Here is a 23,265-nt window from a genome sequence, read left to right on the forward strand (position 1 = left end):
ACCGAGGCGCGCATTCTACAGCGTCCTCTGTATCTGTCAAGCGGTTATTTTAAGAAGTTTTCAAAGTTTCCTCTGCAACTTCAACCACTTGCGCTTCCGATCTCTCGTTAGCGGGAGGCGAATTCTACAGCGTTGTTCGCTGCTGTCAACACCTCTTTTTCTCCGCTTTCGACCGAGAAGATCGAATCGTTAATAAGGCGAAAACACACTGCCTTACCAACTCCTTCTGGGCTTCGATGATCTGAAGCAACTCGCTGTCGAAAACCGCGTAACTCTTTGTTTACCAAGGAGTTTTCCGTTTCGACTGCGCCGGAAGTGGGGCGAATTATAGACTTCCAGAATCTGCCGTCAACCCCTATTTCCAGCTTTATTCGGATTTGAGCGAAATACGCGCAAAAGCCTTCTTTCCAGCCTGACAAACGTGAGTCGCGCCCAGTACGTATATAAAGGTGCGATCAACAACCTCGCCATCTATACGCACACCACCGGAATTCAGCAGATCCCGCGCCACCGCCGAGTTCTTCACCAGGCCCGCCTTATTAAGGACGGCAGCAATCGGCATATCCTCAGTAGCGGTCAATTCGATTTCCGGCAGATCATCCGGCAGCTCGCCATCCTTCATACGGTTGCCTGCCGCACGATGAGCATTCGCTGCAGCCTCTTCACCATGGAAGCGGGCAACGATCTCTTCTGCCAGCTTGATCTTGATGTCGCGAGGGTTGGCACCCGCCTCGACATCGGCACGGAATGCATTGATCTCTTCCATGGAGCAGAAGCTGAGCAGCTCAAAGTAGCGCCACATCAGCGCATCCGGAATGGAAACCAGCTTGCTGTACATAACGCCCGGCGCTTCCTGGATCCCGACGTAGTTGCCCAAGGACTTGGACATCTTCTTGACGCCATCCAGACCTTCGAGCAGCGGCATGGTCAGAATGCACTGAGGCTCTTGACCATAACCACGCTGCAGCTCACGCCCCATCAGCAGGTTGAACTTCTGGTCGGTACCACCCAACTCGATATCCGCGCGCAAAGCGACCGAGTCATACCCCTGAACCAGCGGATAGAGGAACTCATGAATGGCGATTGGCTGATTGGTTGTGTAACGCTTGTCGAAGTCATCGCGCTCGAGCATGCGAGCAACGGTGTATTGGGACGTCAGACGAATGAAGTCCGCCGGCCCCATCTGATCCATCCAGGTCGAGTTGAACGCTACCTCGGTTTTAGCCGGATCGAGAATCTTGAAGACCTGGGTCTTGTACGTCTCGGCATTCTCGAGAACCTGCTCGCGGGTCAGCGGTGGACGTGTTGCGCTCTTGCCGCTTGGATCACCGATCATCCCGGTGAAGTCCCCTATAAGGAAGATCACCTGATGCCCCAGCTCCTGGAACTGGCGCAGCTTATTAATAAGCACGGTATGACCCAGGTGCAAATCCGGCGCAGTCGGATCGAAGCCGGCCTTAATACGCAGCGGCTGGCCACGCTTGAGCTTTTCGATCAGCTCGGACTCGACCAACAATTCTTCCGCACCACGTTTGATCAGCGCTAGCTGCTCTTCAACCGACTTCATAACAGACCCGTAAGGCTCGAATTCAAAGGGAACCAACCATACAAGATCACGCGCCAAATACAAAATCCGGCCGGCGCAATGACGCCAATCCGCTGACAGAGTGACCCCGGACTTGCTTCAGAGATGATTTGGTTATATTTTATACAGTTATTTCATCTTCATCATGTCAATCATCTTTTCCAATTCATCTTTTTCAAAGTCAAAATTACCTATGACCAAAGAATCGTCTAAAGCGCCACCGCTTTACCCGAAGACCCACCTGCTCGCTGCAAGTGGCATCGCCGCTCTTCTGAGCCTGGCGCTTCTGGTATTCCCTTCCAGTGATGTTGAAGCCAAAAAGACAACCCTGAGTCTGGAACTGGAAAGTCCTGCTGAACAACTGACACAAGATCAAGACGCCGCCGATGCAGTCCAAGCCACAAATGAGCCGGTAAACTCCCCTTTCGCGCAGATTGAAAACAGCGTTGAAGAGCCTCAGGAAACGGCGCAGGCCGCTCCCGAGCCAGTCGTCGAAGACAAGGCCGAAGAAAAGAAGGCTCCCAATCACAGGGAGGTGATCGTCGCCAAAGGTGACACGCTGTCCACCCTGTTCGAGAAAGTCGGTCTTCCGGCCACTTCCGTGCACGAAATACTGGCCAGCGACAAACAAGCCAAGCAATTCAGCCAACTCAAGCGCGGCCAGAAGCTGGAATTCGAGCTGAACCCGGAAGGTCAGCTGACCAACCTGCACAGCAAGGTGAGTGACCTCGAAAGCATTACCCTGACCAAGAACAACAAGGGTTATGTGTTCAACCGCATCACCGCCAAGCCGACCGTGCGCTCCGCTTACGTTCACGGGGTGATCAACAGCTCCCTGTCGCAGTCTGCAGCGCGCGCCGGCCTGTCTCACAGCCTGACCATGGACATGGCCAGCGTGTTTGGCTATGACGTCGACTTCGCCCAGGATATTCGCCAGGGTGATGAGTTCGACGTGATCTACGAGCAAAAAGTGGTCAACGGCAAGGCTGTCGGCAACGGGCCGATCCTCTCTGCACGCTTCACCAACCGCGGCAAAACCTACACCGCCGTGCGTTACACCAACAAACAAGGCAACAGCAGCTACTACACCGCTGACGGCAACAGCATGCGCAAGGCGTTTATCCGTACCCCGGTTGACTTTGCCCGCATCAGCTCGAAATTCTCCATGGGCCGCAAGCACCCGATCCTGAACAAAATCCGCGCCCACAAAGGTGTCGACTACGCAGCGCCGCGCGGCACGCCGATCAAGGCTGCCGGCGACGGTAAGGTATTGTTGGCCGGTCGCCGCGGTGGTTACGGCAACACCGTGATCATCCAGCACGGCAATACCTACCGCACCTTGTACGGCCACATGCAGGGCTTCGCCAAAGGCGTGAAAACCGGCGGCAGTGTCAAGCAGGGCCAAGTGATCGGCTATATCGGCACTACCGGGCTTTCCACCGGTCCGCACTTGCACTACGAATTCCAGGTCAATGGCGTGCACGTCGATCCGCTGGGTCAAAAAGTGGCGATGGCTGATCCTATCTCTAAAGCCGAACGCGCTCGCTTCCTGGCGCAAAGCCAACCACTGATGGCACGCATGGATCAAGAGAAAGCCACCATGCTGGCTTCGAAGCGCTAAGTCATGACCCTCTATATAGGCGTGATGTCCGGAACCAGCCTTGATGGCCTGGACATCGCACTGGTCGAGCTCGCACCGGCGATCAAGCTGATCGCCACGCATTACATTCCCATGCCCGATTCCCTGCGCACCGAGCTGCTTGGTTTGTGCGCCAGCGGTCCGGACGAGATTGCGCGTTCAGCCATTGCCCAGCAAAACTGGGTGAAGCTGGCGGCACAGGGCGTTCACACCCTCCTCGACCAACAAAACCTCAAACCCGAAGACATTCGCGCGATTGGTAGCCATGGCCAGACCATTCGCCACGAGCCGGCGCGCGGATTCACCGTGCAGATCGGCAACCCCGCCCTGCTGACCGAACTGACCGGCATCACCGTGGTCAGCGACTTTCGCAACCGTGACGTCGCCGCGGGAGGGCAAGGCGCTCCGCTGGTGCCTGCGTTTCACGAGGCGCTGTTCGATGAGCGCGCGGGCAATCGCGCGGTATTGAACGTCGGCGGCTTTAGTAACCTCAGCCTGATCGAGCCCGGAAAACCCGTAGCGGGTTTCGACTGCGGCCCGGGGAATGTGCTGCTGGATGCCTGGATTCATCACCAGCGCGGTGACAACTACGATCGTGACGGCCAATGGGCTGCCAGCGGTAAAGTCGAACCCATGCTATTGAAAGCACTGCTCAGCGATCCGTTCTTCATCACCAAAGGTCCGAAAAGCACGGGGCGTGAAGTGTTCAACCTGCCATGGCTGACACAGCACCTTTCGCAATTGCCGACGTTCGCCGCGCAAGACGTGCAAGCAACGCTGCTTGAGCTGACAGCACTGACCATCGTCGAATCGCTGAAAAGCGCTCAAACGGACACCCGAGAGTTGCTGGTCTGCGGCGGCGGCGCGCACAACGCCACGCTGATGAGCCGACTGGCCAGCCTGCTGCCAAATGCGAACGTTGGCAGCACCGCCAGTCACGGTGTCGACCCGGACTGGGTTGAAGCCATGGCCTTCGCGTGGCTCGCTCATTGCTGCCTGGAAGGTATCTGCGCCAACCGCCCAAGTGTCACCGGCGCCCGCGGCCTGCGCATCCTCGGCGCCATCTACCCCGCCTGAACCGCAATCCCGGACAGCAAAACGCCGCAGGGCCCTGAAGCCGTGCGGCGCTTGATAATGCGGTGAAGCGCGATCAGATCGAGAACGAAGAGCCGCAGCCACACGTAGTGCTGGCATTCGGATTCTTGATCACGAAGCGCGAACCTTCCAGACCTTCCTGATAATCCACCTCGGCACCTGCCAGGTACTGGAAGCTCATCGGATCGACGACCAGACTCACACCCTCGCGCTCGACGATGGTGTCGTCATCGGCCACTTCTTCATCGAAGGTGAAGCCGTACTGAAAACCTGAACAACCGCCGCCCGTAACGAATACGCGCAGCTTCAAGCGATCATTCCCCTCTTCATCGACCAGACTCTTCACCTTGTGCGCGGCACCGTGGGTAAATTGCAAAGCCGTGGGGGTGAAGGATTCGACGCTCATGCTGACTATCTCCCGGCGTTACGCCGCCATAATGCGTGATGACGCGCATTATCCGCTTCTCCTAGAAAAGCGGTCAACTATTGTTACGGTATATCAATAAACCCGATTGCCGGCGGCAAATGCAAAAAGGCCCGAAACAGGGCCTTTTTGCTTAGGCAGATTCAGCCTTACGGCAGCATGCCTGCGTGGGACAAGCCCAGACGCTCATCAAGCCCGAACAGGATGTTGAGGTTCTGCACCGCCTGACCCGACGCGCCCTTGACCAGGTTATCGATCACCGACAACACCACCACAAGATCGCCATCTTGCGGCCGGTGCACAGCAATCCGGCAAACGTTGGCACCGCGCACGCTGCGGGTTTCCGGATGACTACCCGCCGGCATCACATCGACGAACGGTTCGTTGGCATAACGCTTTTCAAACAGAGCCTGCAGATCCACCGAGCGATCCACGACCGTCGCATAGAGCGTCGAGTGAATGCCACGGATCATCGGCGTGAGGTGCGGAACAAAGGTCAGCCCGACGTCCTTGCCTGCGGCACGACGCAACCCCTGGCGAATTTCCGGCAAGTGACGGTGACCTTTGACGGCATAGGCCTTCATGCTTTCCGACGTCTCGGAGTACAGCGAACCTACAGACGCGCCGCGACCGGCACCGCTGACGCCGGATTTGCAGTCAGCGATCAGGCGGGTTGTGTCGGCCAGACCGGCTTCGAGCAATGGCAGGAAACCCAGTTGCGTCGCGGTCGGATAGCAACCCGGCACAGCGATCAGGCGAGCCTGCCTGATGTGTTCGCGATTGACTTCCGGCAAGCCATAAACCGCCTCATCGAGCAGCTCCGGCGCACCGTGTGGCTGGCCGTACCACTTGGCCCACTCCTCCGCGTCTTGTAGACGAAAGTCCGCGGACAGGTCAATGACCTTGGTTCCGGCGGCAAGCAATTCGCCGGCCAGGGCATGGGCAACACCGTGAGGCGTGGCGAAAAACACTACATCGCAGGCGCCCAGGGTCTTGATGTCCGGAACACTGAACGCCAGGCCGTCGTAATGACCGCGCAGATTCGGGTACATGTCAGCCACGGCCAGACCGGCCTCGGATCGGGAAGTGATCACGACCACTTCTGCTTGCGGATGCTGTGCCAACAGACGCAGCAGTTCGACACCGGTGTAACCCGTGCCGCCGACGATACCGACCTTGACCATAAACCTGCCCTCAACGAACCCACTGGAAAGCCGTCGATAATAGGGCCCGCATCGTCCTGCGACAACCGGCAAGGTGACGTGCGGCCGCTCTACCCTCTACTATCCTGGCTACCGTGAACCTGGGAATAACTAAAAATGCTTTATCTGTGGCTCAAAGCGCTTCATATCATCAGCATGGTCTGCTGGTTTGCCGGCCTGTTCTATCTGCCGCGCCTGTTCGTCTATCACGCCCAAAGCGAAGACACCGTCAGCAAGGAACGCTTCAGCCTCATGGAGCGCAGGTTGTACCGCGGCATCATGGGGCCGGCGATGATCGCCACGCTGGTTTTCGGCATCGCCCTGATCGGCCTGAACCCGAGCATATTCAGTCAGGGTGGGTGGATTCACGCCAAATTGACCCTGGTGGTCCTCCTGATCGGCTACCACCATATGTGCGGCGCGCAGGTAAAACGTTTTGCCCGTGGCGAGAACACCCGCAGCCATGTCTTTTATCGCTGGTTCAATGAAGTGCCGGTTTTGATATTGCTGGCTATCGTAATTCTGGTCGTCGTTCGTCCGTTCTAACTTCAATCAGCACCACTGCCCGGGGTACTTCCAATGTCGCTGCCCGCTTTGCTCGAACAACGTTTGCGTCTGCCCGTCGTGGCGGCGCCGATGTTCCTGATTTCCAATCCGCAATTGGTACTCGCCTGCTGCCGGAATGGCGTGGTGGGCAGCTTCCCCGCGCTGAACCAGCGTGAAAGCAGTGGCTTCAAGGCCTGGCTGGAAGAAATCGAAGCAGGCCTGGCGAGGCTGGAAAACCCCGCGCCTTACGCGGTGAATCTGATCGTCCACAACAGTAACCCGCGGCTGCAGGCCGACCTGGAGATTTGCATCGAGCATAAAGTGCCGATCATCATCACCAGCCTCGGCGCCGTGAAAGAACTGGTCGATGCCGTCCATAGCTATGGCGGGCTGGTGTTCCATGACGTAACGACTCGCCGCCATGCCGAGAAAGCTGCCGAGGCGGGCGTCGACGGCTTGATCGCGGTGGCTGCGGGCGCTGGCGGACACGCCGGCACCTGGAGCCCGTTTTCGCTGATTGCCGAGATCCGCCAGTTTTTCGACAAGACGCTACTACTGGCCGGATGCCTGAACCATGGTCACGAGATTCTCGCGGCGCAATTGCTCGGCGCGGATCTGGCCTACTTCGGCACGCGATTTATCGGCACCACCGAAAGTCATGCGCCTGACGCCTACAAAGAGATGCTGCTGGCGGCAAGAGCAGCCGACATCGTCCATACTCCAGCGGTGTCGGGCGTGCCGGCAAGCTTCATGCGTCAGAGTCTGGAAGCGGCCGGTTTCGACATGGCGGCGCTGCAAAACAAAGGCGAAGTTAACTTTGGCTCCAAGCTCAAGCCATTGAGCGACGAAGCCAAGGCTTGGAAAACTGTGTGGTCCGCCGGCCAGGGTGTCGGCGAGATTGATGACTTGCCAAGTGTGGACCAGTTAGTGGCGCGCCTCGATGCGGAATACCGAAAAGCCCAGGAGCTGGCGGCTGCGCTACCAAAACGCTGGCCGCGCTGAAATGAATCCTTGGCCAGCCCATCCCGGCTGGCCTTACACTCGATACGTTCACCCCCCTCTTCCAGACACCCGCGACAAGGATGCCTCGCAAATGAGCGAAAACCGTTTCAAGATCGTATTCGACGGCGCTCTGCTGCCAGGCGTAGACATCACAACCGCCAAGCTCAATCTTGCCGGCCTGTTCAAAAGCGATGTGACGGCCATCGAGCGGTTGTTCAGTGGCCGAACGGTTGCGCTCAAACGTGATCTTTCCCACACGGATGCTCAGACGTATCTCCAGGCGCTGAGCAAGACCGGTATCGATGCGCGGATCGAAAACGAACCCTCTATCGAACTGGATCTGTCCGAGGTACACGAGCCCTCTCCTGCGCGCAACCAATGGGGGTCTCCAGACGCCGAATCACCTTATGCGCCACCCCGCGCACCGGTCGGTGAAACGTTACCCGCATTCGGCACACTCAAGGCCTTCACTTTCACCGGACGTATCGGACGCCTGCGCTATCTGGCCTGGACGATGGCCTTGATGCTGGTACTGCTGGGTGTCGCCGGCGTGTTCATCTCCATAGGTCTGTCGCTGATTGCCCTGACGTCAACGGTCGGTCTGGTGATTGGCGGACTCGTCGGCGCCGCGCTATGCATCGCGTTTTTCGTCGTGAGCATTCAGATCATCGTTCAACGCCTGCATGATCTGGGCTGGTCCGGCTGGCTGTATCTGCTGACGCTGGTGCCATTTGTAGGCGGCCTGTTCCCGATTTTGCTGGCGGTGCTGCCGGGCAATGCGGCTGCCAACCAATACGGCGCTCCACCACCGGCCAATACCATGGCGGTAAAAGTGCTTTGTGCGCTATGGGTAGTCTTCATCGCTGTTGTATTCATCGGTGCAGTCACGGGCGGCATTGGCGCCCTGCAGAATGAATATGAAAGCACCACCGAAAGCAGCTACGACAGCGGCTCAGTCATCACCGACGAAGTCGAAGTCGAGCCCGCCGCTGAGGCCGGGCCAGCAACCGATTCCGCAGACGAGGCAGCCGAAGAAGCTCCGCCCCCTGTAGACTCTGCGAAAGAATGAACAGCACTCCCCGCCGTGACACCCGCGTCGCCGGCGCGGAGCCGTTGCGATGGAGAACTGCATGACCCGTTACGCTCTGATCACTGGCGCTTCCAGCGGTATCGGCCTGGCGATGGCCGAAGCGCTGGCTCGCCGTGGCCGCAACCTGATCCTGGTGGCCCGACAGCGTGATCAGCTGGAAAGCATTGCGATTGAAATGACCCAACGATTTGGTGTGGAGGTGTTGTTCCGCGCCTGCGACCTCGGCGAACCGCTGCGCCTGTCCGGGTTTCTGCTGGAGCTGGAAGAAGGTGACCGGCAGATCGACTTGCTGGTGAATTGCGCCGGCATCGGTACCTGCGGCCCGTTTCTGGCCCAGGACTGGATGACCGAGCAAGACCTCATCGAAGTGAACATCCTGGCCCTGACTCGCCTGTGTCACGCCATCGGCAACAGCATGGCCTTACAGGGGGGCGGGCAGATTCTGAATGTCGCATCGGTTGCCGCCTTCCAGCCCGGCCCGTGGATGAGCACTTACTACGCGAGCAAGGCCTATGTGCTGCACTTTTCCGAAGGCTTGCGCGTCGAGCTGAAGAAATGCGCAGTCAAGGTGTCGGTGCTTTGCCCTGGTCCGACGCGGACTGCGTTTTACCGCACCGCACAACTGGACAACGAGAAACTGGCCGCGAGCACATGGCTGATGAGTCCCGAGGAAGTTGCGCTCTACACCGTGCGCGCCCTCGAGAAAAATCGCGCGATTATTATTCCCGGCCGGCGCAACCGCTGGTTCGCCTTCATGCCGCGACTCGGTTCACGCTGGTTGAACCGTACAATCGCCGGCATGGTTAACAAGGCTTACTGCCCGCGCTGAGCAACCTTCAAGGCAAAAGACTGGGCTAGGGGATCACCCATCAGTACACTCAGGCGAGCCCAAACAACGGAGAAAACAGCTGTGGATACTCTGTTCACCAAGATCATCAACCGGGAAATCCCGGCGAAAATCATTTATGAGGACGACCAGGTACTGGCCTTCCACGACATCGCCCCACAGGCGCCGGTGCATTTTTTGGTGATTCCGAAGAAACCGGTGCGCACCCTGAACGACCTTACCGAGGACGACAAGGCATTGGCCGGGCATATTCTGTTCACTGCCCAGCGCCTTGCGCTGGAATTGGGCTGCGAGAAAGGCTTCCGCGTGGTCATGAACTGCAATGAAGAAGGTGGACAGACGGTCTACCACATCCATATGCACGTGTTGGGTCAGCGCCAGATGCACTGGCCGCCGGGTTGATGTCCTACGCATCCCTGTAGGAGCCGGCTTGCTGGCGAAGGCGTCCGCAAGATCACCGCAATATGTTGACCGCTTTCGCCAGCAAGCCGGCTCCTACAGATGCACCCCGCACCGCAATGACCCAGCGCAAACCTTCCCCGGCCGATTCGGTTAAACTGGCCGCCGAGATTTTTCCCGGAGGTCGCATGACTACCCAACGTCACTACTCGCCGATTGACCGTCTTCTGCTGCAAGCCGATGCCGCGATGCGTACCCTGCTGCCCTTCAGTGGCCAGCCGTACCGTCCGTCGCCGGCGATCGTGCAACCGGAAACGCAAATGAGCGACGAAGACACCCGGCACGTGGCCGGTCTGATGCGCATCAACCATACCGGCGAGGTCTGTGCCCAGGCGTTGTATCAAGGCCAGGCCCTGACCGCCAAGCTGCCGCACGTGCGCGCGGCCATGGAGCATGCCGCCGAAGAAGAAATCGACCACCTGGTCTGGTGCGAGCAACGCATCAAACAGTTGGGCAGCCACACCAGCATCCTCAATCCGTTGTTCTATGGCATGTCGTTCGGGATCGGTGCGGTGGCCGGGTTGATCAGCGACAAGGTTAGCCTGGGGTTTGTTGCCGCTACCGAGCATCAGGTGTGCAAGCACTTGAATGAACACTTGGAGCAGTTGCCGGCTGAGGATGAAAAGTCCCGGGCGATTCTTGAGCAGATGCGGATTGATGAAGAGCATCACGCGGAAAGTGCGCTGGACGCCGGCGGTTTCAGGTTTCCGGCGCCGGTGAAGTTCGGGATGAGTTTGTTGGCGAAGGTGATGACTAAAAGTACTTATCGGATCTGATTCCGGCGCCGGTACGCAAAACGCTTTCGCGAGCAGGCTCGCTCCCACAAGGGGTTTTGCGACAGACATAAAAAAGGCGACTGCCGTGAGGTAGTCGCCTTTTTTGTGCTCGGAAAATCTCAGGTCGGCATGTTGCGCGCGTAGAAGATTTCGAGCATTTCGTGTTTCACACGGTCCGTCACCTGAGCACGCTGCTCAGTGGACAGGCTGTTGGTCGCGTCGCCGAACAGGTAGTTATCCAGTTCGAAGTTCTTCAGCAGCATTTTGGTGTGGAACAGGTTTTCCTGGTACACGTTGACGTCGGTCATCTGATACGCGTCGCGGGTGTCTTCGGACAGGTAGTTCTGGATCGAGTTGATCTCGTGATCGATGAAGTGCTTGTTGCCTTCAACATCACGGGTGAAACCGCGTACACGATAATCCACGGTCACAATGTCCGAATCGAACTGGTGAATGAGGAAGTTGAGCGCTTTAAGCGGTGAAATGACGCCACAGGTCGACACGTCAATGTCCACACGGAAGGTCGCAATACCGGCGTCCGGATGGATTTCCGGATAGGTGTGCACCGTGATGTGGCTCTTGTCGAGGTGGGCCAGGATAATTTCAGGCAGCGGGCCCGGGGACTCTTCGATCTGGCTTTCAGTCGGGGTCACCGGCTCTTCCGAGATCAGAATCGTGACGCTGGCGCCTTGTGGGTCGTAGTCCTGACTGGCAATGTTCAGGATGTTGGCACCAATGATATCGACAACTTCTGTGAGGATCTGCGTCAGGCGCTTCGCGTTGTACTCTTCATTGATGTACTCGACGTAAGCCTGTTGGTCTTGCGGGGTTTCCGCGTAGCAGATGTCATAGATGTTGAAGCTCAAGGTCTTTGTCAGGTTATTGAACCCGTGGAGCTTGAGTTTGCTTTTCACCGTTAAAAACTCTCTATGTATTGCGGCCCGAGCCGCGTGATCAAGCATGCCCGTCAGATGCGAACGACGCACCTGCGTAGGACGGTTAACACCTCTTCGCGATGGCGATTTTGGTTGTCTGTTCGGGCAGGCGGCCAGTCGGTTGACGGACCACGACCCTGAAAAAAGTGGCGCATTATGCAGACGTCAGCTTGGGATCGCCAGAGTCTGCACTGCTTTTATGATAGTTGAATGTCGATTCAACCGAGTTCGATGATTTCGTAGTCGTGGGTAATCGCCACACCGGCGGCGCCGAGCATGATCGAGGCAGAGCAATACTTCTCGGCCGACAGCTCGATGGCGCGTTTGACCTGGGCTTCTTTCAACCCGCGGCCTTTGACCACAAAGTGCATGTGGATCTTGGTGAACACCTTCGGGTCCTCGGTCGCACGCTCGGCCTCGAGGAAGGCTTCGCAGCTTTCCACGGCCTGCCGGGACTTCTTGAGGATGCTGACCACGTCGAAATTGCTGCATCCGCCGACACCCAGCAGGAGCATTTCCATCGGCCGGACACCCAGGTTACGACCACCGGCATCGGGCGGACCATCCATGACCACGACATGACCGCTACCGGATTCACCGAGGAACATGGCTTCGCCAGCCCATTGGATGCGTGCCTTCATCACCAAGACTCCACTGTCTAAAAAAGGGTCGCCAGCTTAGCACAGGGCCCTTGATTGACAGCGCTCGCCTTCCTAGGACATAACCGTCGGCCTTTGTAGGCAAATTCTCGAATATCGCGGGAAGTGTCTGTTAAGCTGGCGCCACTTCGCTGGCGCATAGCCAGCTTTGCAACCAGCAAAAAGATCGCAGGCTGCGCCAGCTCCTACAAAAAAAACCAAACATACCGTGCAGTCTTTTCGGGATACAACCATGGTTGCTATTGCCCCAACTCCCAAAATCAAAAACCTCGACAAGCTGCTGATGCATTGTCAGCGCCGGCGTTACGCGGCCAAGAGCAACATCATTTGTGCCGGCGACCGCTCGGAGACGCTGTTTTTCATCATCAAGGGCTCAGTCACCATCCTGATCGAGGATGACGACGGCCGCGAAATGATCATTGCCTACCTGAACGCCGGGGACTTTTTCGGTGAGTTGGGCCTGTTTGAACAGGCCGGCCTGGAACAGCAACGCAGCGCCTGGGTACGTGCCAAGATCGAGTGCGAAGTCGCGGAAATCAGCTACGCAAAGTTCCGCGAGTTGTCCCAGCAAGATCCAGACATTCTTTACGTCCTCAGCGGACAAATCGCACAACGCCTACGCAACACCACGCGCAAGGTCGGTGACCTGGCGTTCTTCGATGTCACCGGCCGCGTCGCCCGCTGCCTGCTGGAACTGTGCAAACAGCCAGATGCCATGACCCACCCCGACGGCATGCAGATCAAGGTAACCCGTCAGGAAATCGGGCGGATTGTCGGGTGTTCCCGGGAGATGGTGGGGCGCGTGCTCAAGGATCTGGAAGAACGCAACCTGGTGGACGTCAAAGGCAAGACCATGGTGGTCTTCGGTACGCGCTAGGCTCGAAAATTCAAGCTTTGAACAGGTCCGCCAGCGACTGGCGATAGAGCGCATCGAGCCGGTCCAGCGCATCCGGCGCAGCAAACTTTTCATGCAGGGCAATATGGCTTTCGGCGCGAACCCGCTGCTCCAGGCCGCATGCCTCATTGAATCGATTGACCGCCGCGACCATCGCCTCGCGTTCGTTGTCCAGCAACAAGGCACCGTGGACCAAACCAACCGGACGCGAACCACCCTGGCTCTGGCGCCAGCGCTGCGCAGTGCCAACCATTTTGCGACCGTCGAGGTTGACGTTGAAACGGCCATCGCAGAAGGCGCCGTCGATCTCGCCCAGTGACGAAGTGCCACCCAGTTCATCGAGCAACTGACAAATCGGATCGCACAATCGTTGGTAAGCGGATTCGATGCGGTTCAGATCACCTTCGCTGCGCGGTGGCGCATACACCAGGGCGATGTTGATTGTCGAAGCTGATTGAGGCACTGGCTCGCCGCCGGTTTCGCGCAGGAGGACTGGCCATCCGGCTACCGCCGATATCTCGCAGGCAGCTTCGAAGCCAGGCAGGCGGTTCAAGCGGCGCGGCATGACCAGTGCCTGGTCGCTGGGTTGCCAGAACAGCAGGCCGAATTCACTGTCTCCGGCACAGACCGACGCCAACAAATCCTGTTCGGCTTGCAGGCCGGCTTCGACGGTCAATGAAACAGGTGAGGTCATAAGGATTCCGTAGGACTTTAAGTCTGTGGTGCTTCTTATGCCGCTTTCGCGAGCAGGCTCGCTCCCACATTTGATCGATGGTGGGCACAAACTTTGTGACCGATCCCTTGTGGGAGCGAGCCTGCTCGCGAAGCGGTGTTCAGTCGAGCGTAGAACCACTCACCGCTGTACCACGCTCCGGGAAGAACAAACGCTGCAGTTCCGTGCCCGGGCTTTCCGCTCGCATGAACGCTTCGCCGACCAGAAACGCATACACGTCGCTGATTTCCATCAGCTCGACATCGGCCCGATTGAGGATGCCGCTTTCGGTAATCACCAATCGGTCACGCGGGATCCGCGGCAACAAGTCGAGGGTGGTTTCGAGGCTGACGTCGAAAGTGTGCAGATTGCGGTTGTTCACGCCCACCAACGGCGTATCGAGGGTTTTCAAGGCCCGCTCCAACTCGTCGCCATCGTGCACTTCCACCAGCACATCGAGGCCGACGCTCTTGGCCACCGCCGCCAGTTCGGCCATTTTCACGTCATCCAGCGCGGAGACGATCAACAGCACGCAGTCGGCGCCCAACGCCCGGGCTTCGACGATCTGGTAAGGATCAATCATGAAATCCTTGCGGATAACCGGCAATGAGCACGCCGCCCGCGCCTGTTGCAGATAGGCATCAGCGCCCTGAAAGTAATCGATGTCGGTCAGCACCGACAGACAGGTTGCCCCGCCCTTCTCGTAGCTTTTGGCAATATCGGCAGGCATGAAGTTCGCGCGGATCACCCCTTTGCTCGGCGACGCTTTCTTGATTTCAGCAATGACCGCCGGATGCTTCGATTTGGCCTGATCGATCAACGCCTTGGCAAAACCACGGGGTGCATCGGCCGCCTTGGCCAGACTTTCCAGCTCTGCCAGGCTCACACGAGCGCTACGCTCGGCGACTTCCTGGACTTTGCGCGCCAGAATGTTTTCCAGAACCGTCGGTACACTCATCCCTCATTCTCCACTCTGAATACCGCGGTAAATGCACCCAACTCCTCAAGTTTTTCCCGAGCGAGGCCTGTGTGCAGCGCATCGTGCGCCAGGGCAACGCCCTCTTTCAAACTGCTTGCCAGGTCGGCGGCGTACAACGCAGCACCGGCATTGAGCACGATCATCTCGGCGGCTTTCTGGCCGTTTTCGGTCTTGCGCTTGCCGAGTGCATCACGGATCAATTCAAGGGAAGCTGCCGGGCTTTCCACCGATAGACCGTGCAGGCTCTGGCTCTTCATGCCCAAGTCTTCCGGCTCGACCCAATACTCGGTGACCTGGTCGTTTTTCAATTCCGCGACGAAGGTCGGCGCGGCCAGACTGAACTCATCCAGGCCGTCCTTCGAATGCACCACCAGCACATGCTTGCTGCCCAAGCGCTGCAAGACTTCGGCCAACGGCCGGCACAGCGCCTGGCTGAACACGCCCACCACCTGATGTTTCACGCCAGCCGGATTCGTAAGCGGGCCAAGCATGTTGAACAGGGTGCGCAGGCCCAACTCGCGACGCGGGCCGGCGGCGTACTTCATGGCACTGTGATGTGACTGGGCAAACATGAAACCGATGCCGACGTTGTCGATGCAGCGCGCCACCTGAACCGGTGTCAGGTTCAGATAGATTCCGGCGGCTTCCAGCAGGTCCGCGCTGCCGCTCTTACCCGACACCGCACGGTTGCCGTGCTTGGCCACGGTGCAACCCGCCGCTGCCACCACGAAGGAGGACGCGGTGGAGACGTTGAAAATGTTCGCACCGTCGCCGCCGGTGCCGACCACATCGACGACGCCGTCGAGGGTCTTGAGTTCGACCTTGTCCGCCAGCTCACGCATCACCGACACGGCGCCGACGATCTCGTCGATGCTTTCGCTTTTCATGCGCATGGCCATCATGAACGCGCCGATCTGCGCGTCCGTGCATTGGCCGGTCATGATTTCGCGCATGACATCGCGCATCTCTTCGGTGCTGAGGTCGAGCTGCTCGACGATACGGCCCAGGGCTGTCTTGATATTCATGGAAAGTCCTTAGCGCGTGCCGCCGGTTTGTTTGAGGAAGTTGGCAAACAGCTCGTGGCCCTGTTCGGTCAGGATAGACTCAGGGTGGAACTGCACACCTTCGATGTTCAGTGTCTTGTGGCGCAGACCCATGATCTCGTCGACCGAGCCGTCTTCGAGCTGGGTCCAGGCGGTCAGTTCCAGACAGTCGGGCAGCGTTTCACGTTTTACGATCAACGAGTGATAGCGCGTAACCGTCAGCGGATGATTCAGGCCTTCGAACACACCTTTGTCCTGGTGGAACACCGGGCTGGTCTTGCCGTGCATGACCTGGCGTGCGCGAACCACATCGCCGCCAAAGGCCTGGCCGATGGACTGATGGCCCAGGCACACGCCCAGAATCGGCAATTTACCGCCGAAATGCTTGATCACTTCAATCGAGACGCCGGCTTCGGTCGGCGTGCACGGACCTGGGGAAACCACGATTCGCTCAGGGTTGAGGGCTTCGATTTCGGCGATGGTGAGTTCATCGTTGCGCACGACTTTGACCTGGGCGCCTAGCTCGCCGAGGTATTGCACAACGTTGTAAGTAAAAGAGTCGTAGTTATCGATCATCAGCAACATGGCGTTGAGAACCTCTTTGAATTCACTGACTTCAATTCAGCCTTCCCATGAGTTACCCGCAGCATCCTGCGCTTTGTCGTTCGCTGGAATCGCGCCTCAAAGCGGTTTGTATAGCGGGTAAAGAAGGCAAAGCGATAAAGATCCGGCCGGGCCGGCAGAAAGATTCAGGCGCGCCAACGCCAACGGGCGTGTGCCTTGATGACTTGATCCAGAAGTTTGCTGACGATCAACACGGGGAAGGTCTCATTTATACGTCCTGGCACAGTAACTTAGCTGGGCAGAGCGTGCAATATGGCGCGCTCAAGGCGCTTGAAACAATCGAACAGTTCGCGCCGAATGGCATCACGCTCTATAGTTTTTGGCACGCTCGTTTCACTCACTAAAACAATAACAAACGGATTTGCTCATGATCAGACAGACATTGGCTGTACCGCTTGCCACCTGTTTGCTCGCCATGGCCTGCACCCAGGCGATCGCAGCGCCCAATCCCTACTCGAATTTCATCGTGTTCGGCGATAGCCTCAACGATGCCGGACAATTCACTGATACCGGTGGGCCCAATGGCTCGACCTTGCGCTTTACCAACCGGACCGGGCCGACCTACCAGGCCGGTAGCGGTGAAGTGTATTCGGCGAATTCGACTCAACTGCTGGGCGCAAGACTTGGGTTTTCCGCGGACCAGACGGCCGCTTCGACCTCGGCCGCGCGAGCCGGGCAAGGCCTGCCGGACGGCAATAACTGGGCGGTTGGTGGTTACCGCACCGATCAAATCCTGACGTCGATCACCACCGTGTCCGCCACGGGTGAGCGTACCCGACCCGGTTATCTGCCTGCCAACAACTTCCGCGCCGATCCAAATGCGCTTTATTACCTTTCCGGCGGCGGTAACGACTTTCTTCAGGGGCGCGTGCAAAGTGGCGCTCAGGCAGGCGCCGCTGCGGACCGATTGGCCAACAGCGTCCAGGTTCTGCAAACCGCTGGCGCACGCTACGTCATGGTCTGGCTGCTGCCGGACCTGGGTTTGACACCGGCTATCAATGGCACGCCGCAGCAGGCGGCTACCTCACAACTGAGCACGGCGTTCAACCGACAACTGGTCACTCGACTGGAAGGCATAGATGCCGAAATCATTCCGTTGAACGTTCCGCTTCTGTTGCAGGAAACCTTTGCCGATCCGGCGCGGTTCGGTCTCGCCGCCGACCAGAATCTGATCGGCACCTGTTTCAGTGGCAACGGCTGCATTGAAAACGCTGCGTATGGCATCAACAGTGCCACGCCGGACCCGAGCAGACTGATCTATAACGATGGCGTTCATCCAACCGAGGCCGGACAAAAGCTGATTTCCGATTACGCCTATTCCCTGCTGGCAGCGCCGTGGGAACTGACGCTCTTGCCGGAAATGGCTCACGCCACGCTACGTGCGCATCAGGATGAATTGCGCAGCCAATGGCAATCGGACTGGGAAGACTGGCAAGCAGTCGGTCAATGGCGCGCAATTGTCGCCGGTGGTGGCCAGCACCTGGATGTCGACAGCCAAAGCAGTGGCGCCAGTGCCGACGGCAGCGGCTACAACCTGAACATCGGTGGCAGCTATCGCCTGAATGACGCGTGGCGCGTGGGACTCGCGGCGGGTTTCTATCGTCAGGAACTGGAAGCCGGCAATAATGACTCGGACTACAAACTCAACAGCTATCTGGCTACTGCTTTCGCGCAATTCCAACAGAATCGCTGGTGGGCGGATGCTGCGTTGACCGGCGGCAAACTCGACTACGACAACCTCAAACGCAAATTCGACCTCGGCGCCAGCGAGGGAGCGGAAAAAGGTGATACCGAAGGCTACCTCTGGGCATTCAGCACGCGCGTCGGTTACGACATTGCGCAACCGGGCAGCGCTTGGCATTTGTCGCCGTTCCTCAGTGCCGATTACGCGAAAGTGGAAGTGGACGGCTATACCGAGAACAGCAACCGCTCCACTGCGCTGACCTTTGATGACCAGCAACGCGACTCCAAACGACTGGGCGCCGGGCTTCAGGGCAAATTCCAGATCACCCCGCAGACTCAGGTGTTCGGCGAATACGCTTACGAGCGCGAATACGAGGATGACACGCAGAAAGTCAACATTGCCCTCAACAGTCTGCCGTCCCTCGATTTCAGGCTGGACGGTTATACACCGCAAAGTCATCTGAATCGCGTGAGCCTGGGAGTCAGCCACAAGTTGACGGCCGACCTCGCGTTGCGTGGGGGGTATACGTTTCGCAAGGACGATGATTTTACCCAGCAAGGACTTACCGTTGGGGTAGCGCTGGACTTCTGACCGATCAATGCCCCGTATAAAAAAACGCGACACCTTTACAGGCGCCGCGTTTTTTAAGTCTGATGAGAGCCTCTGGGGAACTCAGGTGTCGGGCGTTTGCTCCGCCAACGCCACTGCACGGAACATGGCGCGACGCTTGTTCAGGGTTTCTTCCCATTCCAGCGCCGGCACCGAGTCGGCAACAATGCCGCCACCGGCCTGCACGTGCAGTTCGCCGTTCTTGATCACTGCGGTGCGGATAGCAATCGCGGTGTCCATGTTGCCGTTCCAGGCAAAGTAACCGACCGCGCCGCCGTAGACGCCACGCTTGACCGGTTCCAGTTCGTCGATGATTTCCATCGCGCGAATCTTCGGCGCACCGGACAAGGTGCCCGCCGGCAGAATCGCCCGCAGTGCGTCCATCGCCGTCAGCCCGGCCTTCAACTGCCCGGTGACGTTGGAAACGATGTGCATTACGTTGGAATAGCGCTCGATGACCATCTTCTCGGTGAGCTTCACCGAACCGATTTCCGAGACGCGACCCGTGTCGTTACGACCCAGGTCGATCAGCATCAAGTGCTCTGCGATTTCCTTGTCGTCGGACAGCAGGTCTTTTTCCAGCGCCAGGTCAGCCTCTTCGTTGGCTCCGCGTGGGCGAGTGCCGGCAATCGGGCGCACGGTGATCAGATTGTCTTCGACCCGCACCAGCACTTCCGGTGAACTGCCGACGACGTGGAAGTCGCCGAAGTTGAAGAAGTACATATAAGGCGTCGGGTTGAAGCAGCGCAGCGCCCGGTACAGATCAATCGGTGCGGCCTTGAAGTCAATCGACATGCGCTGGGACGGCACGACTTGCATGCAGTCACCGGCGAGGATGTATTCCTTGATAGTGTCGACGGCTTTTTCGTAATCGTTCTGGGTGAAACTGGACCGGAACACCGGATCAGCCGATTGTTGCTTGCTGAAATCCAGGCCACGGCGTGGCGTGATCGGCTGACGAAGTTTTTCCAGCAGCTCTTGCAGGCGCGCCTGACCTTGTTCGAAGGCATCTTCTTGCGCCGGATCGGCCAGGACGATGGCGTGCATCTTGCCGGCGAGGTTGTCGAACACCACTACCGCGTCGGACACCATCAGCAGAATGTCCGGCACGCCCAGCGGATCCGGGTTCGGGCACTTGCCCAGACGCTTTTCCACATAGCGCACGCAGTCGTAACCGAAGTAACCCACCAGGCCACCGTTGAAACGTGGCAGGCCGGGGATGGTCGGTACGTTGTAGCGGGCTTTGAACGCTTCGACAAACGCCAGCGGATCCTGCGCTTCATGGCTTTCGATCTCGACGCCATCGTGGGTCACGCTGATGTGATGGTCGTGAACCCGCAGCACGGTGCGGCACGGCAGGCCGATGATCGAGTAACGGCCCCACTTCTCCCCGCCCTGCACGGATTCGAGCAGGTAGGAATTGGGCTGGTCAGCCAGTTTCAGGTAGATCGACAGCGGCGTGTCGAAGTCGGCCAGGGTTTCGCAGGCAAGCGGGATGCGGTTATAGCCGGCAGCGGCCAAACGCAGGAATTCTTCGCGGATCATTGAGTAGCCTCGTGGCTTGAGGTGCTAACAGTCAGGTATGCAAACGCGCCGGTAGGCCGGCCAGGAACAAGTCAGGCGCGCCAACGCCAGCGGGCCAGGGCCTTGATGACTTTCATCCAGAGTTTGCGAGTGACCACCACGATGGCGTTTCCAGAAGGGGGTTGAACTGAGTCGCCCAACGTTATCCCAGCGGCCGGATCCAGGCAACCGGGAATTAGTTTACGAAGATCGTCGATGACCAGCGCGGGCGCTTCTTCGGCAATCGGCCGGCCATGGTTATAGCCATAACTGAGGGCCACGCATTTGACCCCGGCCGCCTTTGCCGCCAGCACGTCGCTGCGCGAGTCGCCGACGAACAACGATTGCGACGCCGGAATGTTGGCCATTTTCATCACGAAAAACAGCGCGGCCGGGTCAGGTTTTTTCTGTGGCAGGGTGTCTCCGCCGATGATCCATTTGAAGTAACGGCCGATTTTCATCTGGTCCAGCAGCGGCGCGACGAAGCGCTCCGGCTTGTTGGTGATCAGGGCCATTTCCACGCCTTGCTTGTTCAGCCACTTGAGGGTGTCGCGCACGCCGGGGTACACCACCGTGAGCGCATGTCCGTCCTCATAAAAGCCATTGAACAATTCCAGAGCATGTTCAGCCTCGACCTCATCAACGCCTTTAGCGTCGATGTGATTGGCCAGCGCCCGGCGTATCAGCATGTGCACGCCGTTACCGACCCACTCACGCACCGATTCGATGCCGGCAGGCTGGCGCCCGAGTTTGAGCAGCATGTTATCCACCGCGGCCGAGAGGTCCGGGACCGAATCGACCAGCGTGCCATCCAGATCGAACATCACCAGACGCGGCAGGCGGCCCGGAAACAGCTGCTCGAAGCCGCTCATGGGCGGGCCAGCGCCAGTTCGGAACGCATCTTCTCGATTACTTCCTGGTAGTTCGGCGCATTGAAGATCGCCGAGCCCGCCACGAAGGTATCAGCCCCGGCGGCGGCGATTTCACGGATGTTGTTCACGTTCACGCCACCGTCGATTTCCAGGCGAATGTCACGCCCGGACGCCTCGATCAGCGCACGTGCCTCACGCAACTTGTCGAGTGTGCCGGGGATGAACTTCTGTCCGCCGAAGCCCGGGTTGACGCTCATCAGCAGGATCATGTCGACCTTGTCCATCACGTACTTGAGTACGTCCAGCGGGGTCGCCGGGTTGAACACCAGGCCCGACTTGCAGCCACCTTCGCGGATCAGTTGCAAAGAGCGATCAACGTGCTGCGTGGCTTCCGGGTGGAAAGTGATGTAGGTCGCCCCGGCTTCGATGAAATCACCGACGATGCGGTCCACCGGGCTGACCATCAGGTGCGCGTCGATCGGCGCGGTCACGCCGTATTTACGCAGCGCGGCGCAGACCATCGGGCCGATGGTCAGGTTCGGCACGTAGTGATTATCCATGACATCGAAGTGCACGAAGTCGGCGCCGGCGGCCAGAACGTTGTCCACTTCTTCACCCAGGCGGGCGAAGTCGGCGGAGAGAATCGACGGAGCAATTACGAAGGGCTGCATGACGCACCTTATCTGAGCAGAATCAAGATGGCGCGCATTGTATACCTCCTGCTTTGGCGCGCGCACCGTGACGACGATGATCAGTAGGCCGCTCGATAGATTTTCTCGATATCAACCGCGCTCAGCTTGCGCGGATTGTTACGCATCAGACGCTCGATCCCTGCCGCTTCGAGGGCCATGGCCGGGATCGCATCCTCGGGAACCCCGAAACTGCGCAGGCCCGAGGGGATTTCCACGGCGGCGCACAGCTCAGTCATCGCCTCCACAGCTTTATCGGCCGCTTCGTTGGCGCTCAGATGAGCGGTCTTCACGCCCATGGCTTCGGCAATCTCCTGCATGCGCTCGACGCAGGCCATTTTGTTCCAGGTCATGACATACGGCAGCAACAAGGCGTTGCTGACGCCGTGGGCAATGTTGAAGCGCCCCCCCAGCGGGTACGCCAGCGCATGCACCGCGCCGACGCCGGCGTTGCCGAACGCCATGCCGGCCATCAGGCTGGCGGTGGCCATGTCTTCACGCGCTTGCAGGTTGGACGGGTTGGCGTAAGCCTTGGGCAGCGCCTTGGCGATCAACTTGATTGCGCCGATGGCCAGCGCGTCGGTAATCGCCGAGGCGTTGACCGACAGGTAAGATTCGATGGCGTGCACCAGCGCATCGACGCCGCTGGCGGCGGTGACACTGCGCGGGCAGGTCAGGGTCATTTGCGGGCTGACCAGCGCCACGTCCGGCAACAGATAATCGCTGACAATGCCTTTTTTCAGCTGCGCGACCTTGTCGGAGAGGATCGCGACGTTGGTCACTTCCGAACCGGTGCCGGCGGTGGTCGGGATCGCAATCAGCGGCGGGCCTTTGCGCGGGACCTGGTCGATACCGAACAAATCCTCCAGCGCACCGTGATAACCGGCATACGCCGCCACACTTTTGGCGATGTCGATGGCGCTGCCGCCACCGAGGCCGATCAGGCCGTCATGGCCGCCTTCGCGGTAAACCCGCATGCAGTCTTCGACAATGGCGATTTCCGGATCCGGCAGTACGCGGTCGAAAATTTCGTAACTCCGCTCGCCTAACTGCGCGAGCGCCAGCGCTACCGTGCCGGACTTGACCAGTGCGGCATCGGTGACGATCAGCGGGTTGTCGATGTCCAGGCGGGTTAATTCGGCGGACAACTGCTCGATGGCACCTGCGCCGGTGATCAGTTTGTGGGCAATTTTGAAAGAGGAAATACTCATCGTGCGCAGCCTCTTATAGATAGGGGAGCCGGGCACAATAGTAGCTGGGGATTGGGAGTTGTCTGCTATTCAGCTTGTGAATGACCGGACCACCATAAAACACCTGTAGGAGCTGCCGAAGGCTG

At 58.6% G+C, this 23,265-nt stretch carries 24 protein-coding genes; 11 read left to right on the top strand and 13 right to left on the bottom strand.

The genetic code is table 11. The features are described 5' to 3' along the window. Window positions 1-367: 367 nt before the first annotated feature. A complete protein-coding gene (gene tyrS, locus F8N62_RS11865; RefSeq protein ID WP_150711348.1) occupies window positions 368-1,567 on the bottom strand; it encodes a tyrosine--tRNA ligase in 1,200 nt (399 codons plus the stop codon). Between the two features lie 211 nt (window positions 1,568-1,778). Here tyrS and F8N62_RS11870 point away from each other — a divergent pair, with 211 nt between their 5' ends. Both F8N62_RS11870 and F8N62_RS11875 read left to right on the top strand, forming a co-directional pair. Further along, complete coding sequence (locus tag F8N62_RS11870; RefSeq protein WP_150711101.1) at window positions 1,779-3,206, top strand: peptidoglycan DD-metalloendopeptidase family protein; 1,428 nt, start codon at window positions 1,779-1,781, stop codon at window positions 3,204-3,206. 3 nt (window positions 3,207-3,209) lie between these two features. Further along, a complete protein-coding gene (locus tag F8N62_RS11875; protein ID WP_150711102.1) occupies window positions 3,210-4,301 on the top strand; it encodes an anhydro-N-acetylmuramic acid kinase in 1,092 nt (363 codons plus the stop codon). A gap of 73 nt (window positions 4,302-4,374) precedes the next feature. On the opposite strand, the gene erpA is transcribed toward F8N62_RS11875, so the two are convergent. Both erpA and argC read right to left on the bottom strand, forming a co-directional pair. After that, the gene (erpA, locus tag F8N62_RS11880) at window positions 4,375-4,725 is read right to left on the bottom strand and encodes an iron-sulfur cluster insertion protein ErpA (protein WP_007947969.1); all 351 of its coding nucleotides are present in this window, start codon (window positions 4,723-4,725) and stop codon (window positions 4,375-4,377) included. A gap of 167 nt (window positions 4,726-4,892) precedes the next feature. Then, complete coding sequence (argC, locus tag F8N62_RS11885) at window positions 4,893-5,927, bottom strand: N-acetyl-gamma-glutamyl-phosphate reductase (RefSeq protein WP_150711103.1); 1,035 nt, start codon at window positions 5,925-5,927, stop codon at window positions 4,893-4,895. 135 nt (window positions 5,928-6,062) lie between these two features. On the opposite strand from argC, the gene hemJ reads away from it, so the two are divergent. The 6 genes from hemJ to coq7 all read left to right on the top strand — a co-directional run bounded on the left by hemJ (window position 6,063) and on the right by coq7 (window position 10,665). Continuing rightward, complete coding sequence (gene hemJ, locus F8N62_RS11890; protein ID WP_150711104.1) at window positions 6,063-6,491, top strand: protoporphyrinogen oxidase HemJ; 429 nt, start codon at window positions 6,063-6,065, stop codon at window positions 6,489-6,491. Window positions 6,492-6,524: 33 nt separating this feature from the next. Then, window positions 6,525-7,493, top strand: coding sequence for an NAD(P)H-dependent flavin oxidoreductase (locus tag F8N62_RS11895; protein ID WP_150711105.1), 969 nt, complete (start codon window positions 6,525-6,527; stop codon window positions 7,491-7,493). A 91-nt stretch (window positions 7,494-7,584) separates the two neighbouring features. Next, the gene (locus F8N62_RS11900; protein ID WP_150711106.1) at window positions 7,585-8,562 is read left to right on the top strand and encodes a DUF805 domain-containing protein; all 978 of its coding nucleotides are present in this window, start codon (window positions 7,585-7,587) and stop codon (window positions 8,560-8,562) included. A gap of 61 nt (window positions 8,563-8,623) precedes the next feature. Then, window positions 8,624-9,412, top strand: coding sequence for an SDR family NAD(P)-dependent oxidoreductase (locus F8N62_RS11905; RefSeq protein WP_150711107.1), 789 nt, complete (start codon window positions 8,624-8,626; stop codon window positions 9,410-9,412). A gap of 81 nt (window positions 9,413-9,493) precedes the next feature. After that, window positions 9,494-9,832, top strand: a complete 339-nt coding sequence (locus F8N62_RS11910) for a histidine triad nucleotide-binding protein (protein WP_008027110.1) — start codon at window positions 9,494-9,496, stop codon at window positions 9,830-9,832. 185 nt (window positions 9,833-10,017) lie between these two features. Further along, a complete protein-coding gene (coq7, locus tag F8N62_RS11915; protein ID WP_150711108.1) occupies window positions 10,018-10,665 on the top strand; it encodes a 2-polyprenyl-3-methyl-6-methoxy-1,4-benzoquinone monooxygenase in 648 nt (215 codons plus the stop codon). A gap of 119 nt (window positions 10,666-10,784) precedes the next feature. Here the strand turns inward: coq7 and speD are convergent, their stop codons facing one another. Further along, window positions 10,785-11,579: an adenosylmethionine decarboxylase gene (gene speD / locus F8N62_RS11920; RefSeq protein WP_150711109.1), complete on the bottom strand. Its 795-nt coding sequence runs from the start codon at window positions 11,577-11,579 to the stop codon at window positions 10,785-10,787. 239 nt (window positions 11,580-11,818) lie between these two features. Further along, complete coding sequence (locus F8N62_RS11925) at window positions 11,819-12,241, bottom strand: OsmC family protein (protein WP_007941657.1); 423 nt, start codon at window positions 12,239-12,241, stop codon at window positions 11,819-11,821. A gap of 250 nt (window positions 12,242-12,491) precedes the next feature. Between F8N62_RS11925 and crp the strand changes: the two genes are divergently transcribed. Further along, on the top strand, window positions 12,492-13,136 hold the full coding sequence (gene crp, locus F8N62_RS11930; protein WP_150711110.1) for a cAMP-activated global transcriptional regulator CRP: 645 nt from the start codon (window positions 12,492-12,494) through the stop codon (window positions 13,134-13,136). Between the two features lie 10 nt (window positions 13,137-13,146). Here the strand turns inward: crp and F8N62_RS11935 are convergent, their stop codons facing one another. The 4 genes from F8N62_RS11935 to F8N62_RS11950 form a co-directional block, all read right to left on the bottom strand. Next, the gene (locus F8N62_RS11935; RefSeq protein WP_150711111.1) at window positions 13,147-13,848 is read right to left on the bottom strand and encodes a biotin/lipoate A/B protein ligase family protein; all 702 of its coding nucleotides are present in this window, start codon (window positions 13,846-13,848) and stop codon (window positions 13,147-13,149) included. 139 nt (window positions 13,849-13,987) lie between these two features. After that, complete coding sequence (gene trpC / locus F8N62_RS11940) at window positions 13,988-14,824, bottom strand: indole-3-glycerol phosphate synthase TrpC (RefSeq protein WP_150711112.1); 837 nt, start codon at window positions 14,822-14,824, stop codon at window positions 13,988-13,990. Further along, complete coding sequence (trpD, locus tag F8N62_RS11945) at window positions 14,821-15,870, bottom strand: anthranilate phosphoribosyltransferase (protein ID WP_150711113.1); 1,050 nt, start codon at window positions 15,868-15,870, stop codon at window positions 14,821-14,823. The genes trpC and trpD overlap by 4 nt, the downstream gene beginning before the upstream one ends. A gap of 9 nt (window positions 15,871-15,879) precedes the next feature. Beyond that, the gene (locus tag F8N62_RS11950) at window positions 15,880-16,473 is read right to left on the bottom strand and encodes an aminodeoxychorismate/anthranilate synthase component II (RefSeq protein ID WP_150711114.1); all 594 of its coding nucleotides are present in this window, start codon (window positions 16,471-16,473) and stop codon (window positions 15,880-15,882) included. A gap of 47 nt (window positions 16,474-16,520) precedes the next feature. Between F8N62_RS11950 and F8N62_RS31505 the strand changes: the two genes are divergently transcribed. Together F8N62_RS31505 and estP are read left to right on the top strand one after the other, a co-directional pair. Next, window positions 16,521-16,856: a hypothetical protein gene (locus tag F8N62_RS31505; RefSeq protein WP_191632378.1), complete on the top strand. Its 336-nt coding sequence runs from the start codon at window positions 16,521-16,523 to the stop codon at window positions 16,854-16,856. 23 nt (window positions 16,857-16,879) lie between these two features. Continuing rightward, window positions 16,880-18,787 (top strand): esterase EstP, encoded by a 1,908-nt coding sequence (gene estP / locus F8N62_RS11955; protein WP_150711115.1) that lies wholly within the window; start codon window positions 16,880-16,882, stop codon window positions 18,785-18,787. 81 nt (window positions 18,788-18,868) lie between these two features. Here estP and trpE read toward each other — a convergent pair whose 3' ends face one another. The 4 genes from trpE to F8N62_RS11975 all read right to left on the bottom strand — a co-directional run bounded on the left by trpE (window position 18,869) and on the right by F8N62_RS11975 (window position 23,140). Next, complete coding sequence (gene trpE / locus F8N62_RS11960) at window positions 18,869-20,350, bottom strand: anthranilate synthase component I (RefSeq protein WP_150711116.1); 1,482 nt, start codon at window positions 20,348-20,350, stop codon at window positions 18,869-18,871. A 71-nt stretch (window positions 20,351-20,421) separates the two neighbouring features. Next, window positions 20,422-21,240 carry a phosphoglycolate phosphatase gene (locus F8N62_RS11965; RefSeq protein ID WP_150711117.1) on the bottom strand — a complete coding sequence of 273 codons (819 nt, stop codon included), beginning with the start codon at window positions 21,238-21,240 and terminating at the stop codon, window positions 20,422-20,424. Beyond that, the gene (rpe, locus tag F8N62_RS11970) at window positions 21,237-21,911 is read right to left on the bottom strand and encodes a ribulose-phosphate 3-epimerase (RefSeq protein WP_150711118.1); all 675 of its coding nucleotides are present in this window, start codon (window positions 21,909-21,911) and stop codon (window positions 21,237-21,239) included. The genes F8N62_RS11965 and rpe overlap by 4 nt, the downstream gene beginning before the upstream one ends. 80 nt (window positions 21,912-21,991) lie before the next feature. Then, on the bottom strand, window positions 21,992-23,140 hold the full coding sequence (locus F8N62_RS11975; RefSeq protein ID WP_150711119.1) for an iron-containing alcohol dehydrogenase: 1,149 nt from the start codon (window positions 23,138-23,140) through the stop codon (window positions 21,992-21,994). Window positions 23,141-23,265 lie beyond the last annotated feature (125 nt).

This window comes from Pseudomonas fluorescens, assembly GCF_902497785.1.
Lineage (GTDB): Bacteria > Pseudomonadota > Gammaproteobacteria > Pseudomonadales > Pseudomonadaceae > Aquipseudomonas > Aquipseudomonas fluorescens_BO.

Bases quoted from the DNA above. Each gene is read 5' to 3' on its own strand.
- hemJ (WP_150711104.1), top strand. From the start codon at position 6,063: ATGCTTTATCTGTGGCTCAAAGCGCTTCATATCATCAGCATGGTCTGC.
- F8N62_RS11950 (WP_150711114.1), bottom strand. From the start codon at position 16,473: ATGTTGCTGATGATCGATAACTACGACTCTTTTACTTACAACGTTGTG.
- F8N62_RS11895 (WP_150711105.1), top strand. From the start codon at position 6,525: ATGTCGCTGCCCGCTTTGCTCGAACAACGTTTGCGTCTGCCCGTCGTG.
- F8N62_RS11975 (WP_150711119.1), bottom strand. From the start codon at position 23,140: ATGAGTATTTCCTCTTTCAAAATTGCCCACAAACTGATCACCGGCGCA.
- F8N62_RS11900 (WP_150711106.1), top strand. From the start codon at position 7,585: ATGAGCGAAAACCGTTTCAAGATCGTATTCGACGGCGCTCTGCTGCCA.
- F8N62_RS31505 (WP_191632378.1), top strand. From the start codon at position 16,521: ATGAGTTACCCGCAGCATCCTGCGCTTTGTCGTTCGCTGGAATCGCGC.
- crp (WP_150711110.1), top strand. From the start codon at position 12,492: ATGGTTGCTATTGCCCCAACTCCCAAAATCAAAAACCTCGACAAGCTG.
- trpC (WP_150711112.1), bottom strand. From the start codon at position 14,824: ATGAGTGTACCGACGGTTCTGGAAAACATTCTGGCGCGCAAAGTCCAG.
- F8N62_RS11925 (WP_007941657.1), bottom strand. From the start codon at position 12,241: ATGAAGGCACGCATCCAATGGGCTGGCGAAGCCATGTTCCTCGGTGAA.
- F8N62_RS11905 (WP_150711107.1), top strand. From the start codon at position 8,624: ATGACCCGTTACGCTCTGATCACTGGCGCTTCCAGCGGTATCGGCCTG.
- trpE (WP_150711116.1), bottom strand. From the start codon at position 20,350: ATGATCCGCGAAGAATTCCTGCGTTTGGCCGCTGCCGGCTATAACCGC.
- rpe (WP_150711118.1), bottom strand. From the start codon at position 21,911: ATGCAGCCCTTCGTAATTGCTCCGTCGATTCTCTCCGCCGACTTCGCC.
- F8N62_RS11870 (WP_150711101.1), top strand. From the start codon at position 1,779: ATGACCAAAGAATCGTCTAAAGCGCCACCGCTTTACCCGAAGACCCAC.
- trpD (WP_150711113.1), bottom strand. From the start codon at position 15,870: ATGAATATCAAGACAGCCCTGGGCCGTATCGTCGAGCAGCTCGACCTC.
- F8N62_RS11875 (WP_150711102.1), top strand. From the start codon at position 3,210: ATGACCCTCTATATAGGCGTGATGTCCGGAACCAGCCTTGATGGCCTG.
- coq7 (WP_150711108.1), top strand. From the start codon at position 10,018: ATGACTACCCAACGTCACTACTCGCCGATTGACCGTCTTCTGCTGCAA.
- argC (WP_150711103.1), bottom strand. From the start codon at position 5,927: ATGGTCAAGGTCGGTATCGTCGGCGGCACGGGTTACACCGGTGTCGAA.
- F8N62_RS11965 (WP_150711117.1), bottom strand. From the start codon at position 21,240: ATGAGCGGCTTCGAGCAGCTGTTTCCGGGCCGCCTGCCGCGTCTGGTG.
- estP (WP_150711115.1), top strand. From the start codon at position 16,880: ATGATCAGACAGACATTGGCTGTACCGCTTGCCACCTGTTTGCTCGCC.
- erpA (WP_007947969.1), bottom strand. From the start codon at position 4,725: ATGAGCGTCGAATCCTTCACCCCCACGGCTTTGCAATTTACCCACGGT.
- F8N62_RS11935 (WP_150711111.1), bottom strand. From the start codon at position 13,848: ATGACCTCACCTGTTTCATTGACCGTCGAAGCCGGCCTGCAAGCCGAA.
- tyrS (WP_150711348.1), bottom strand. From the start codon at position 1,567: ATGAAGTCGGTTGAAGAGCAGCTAGCGCTGATCAAACGTGGTGCGGAA.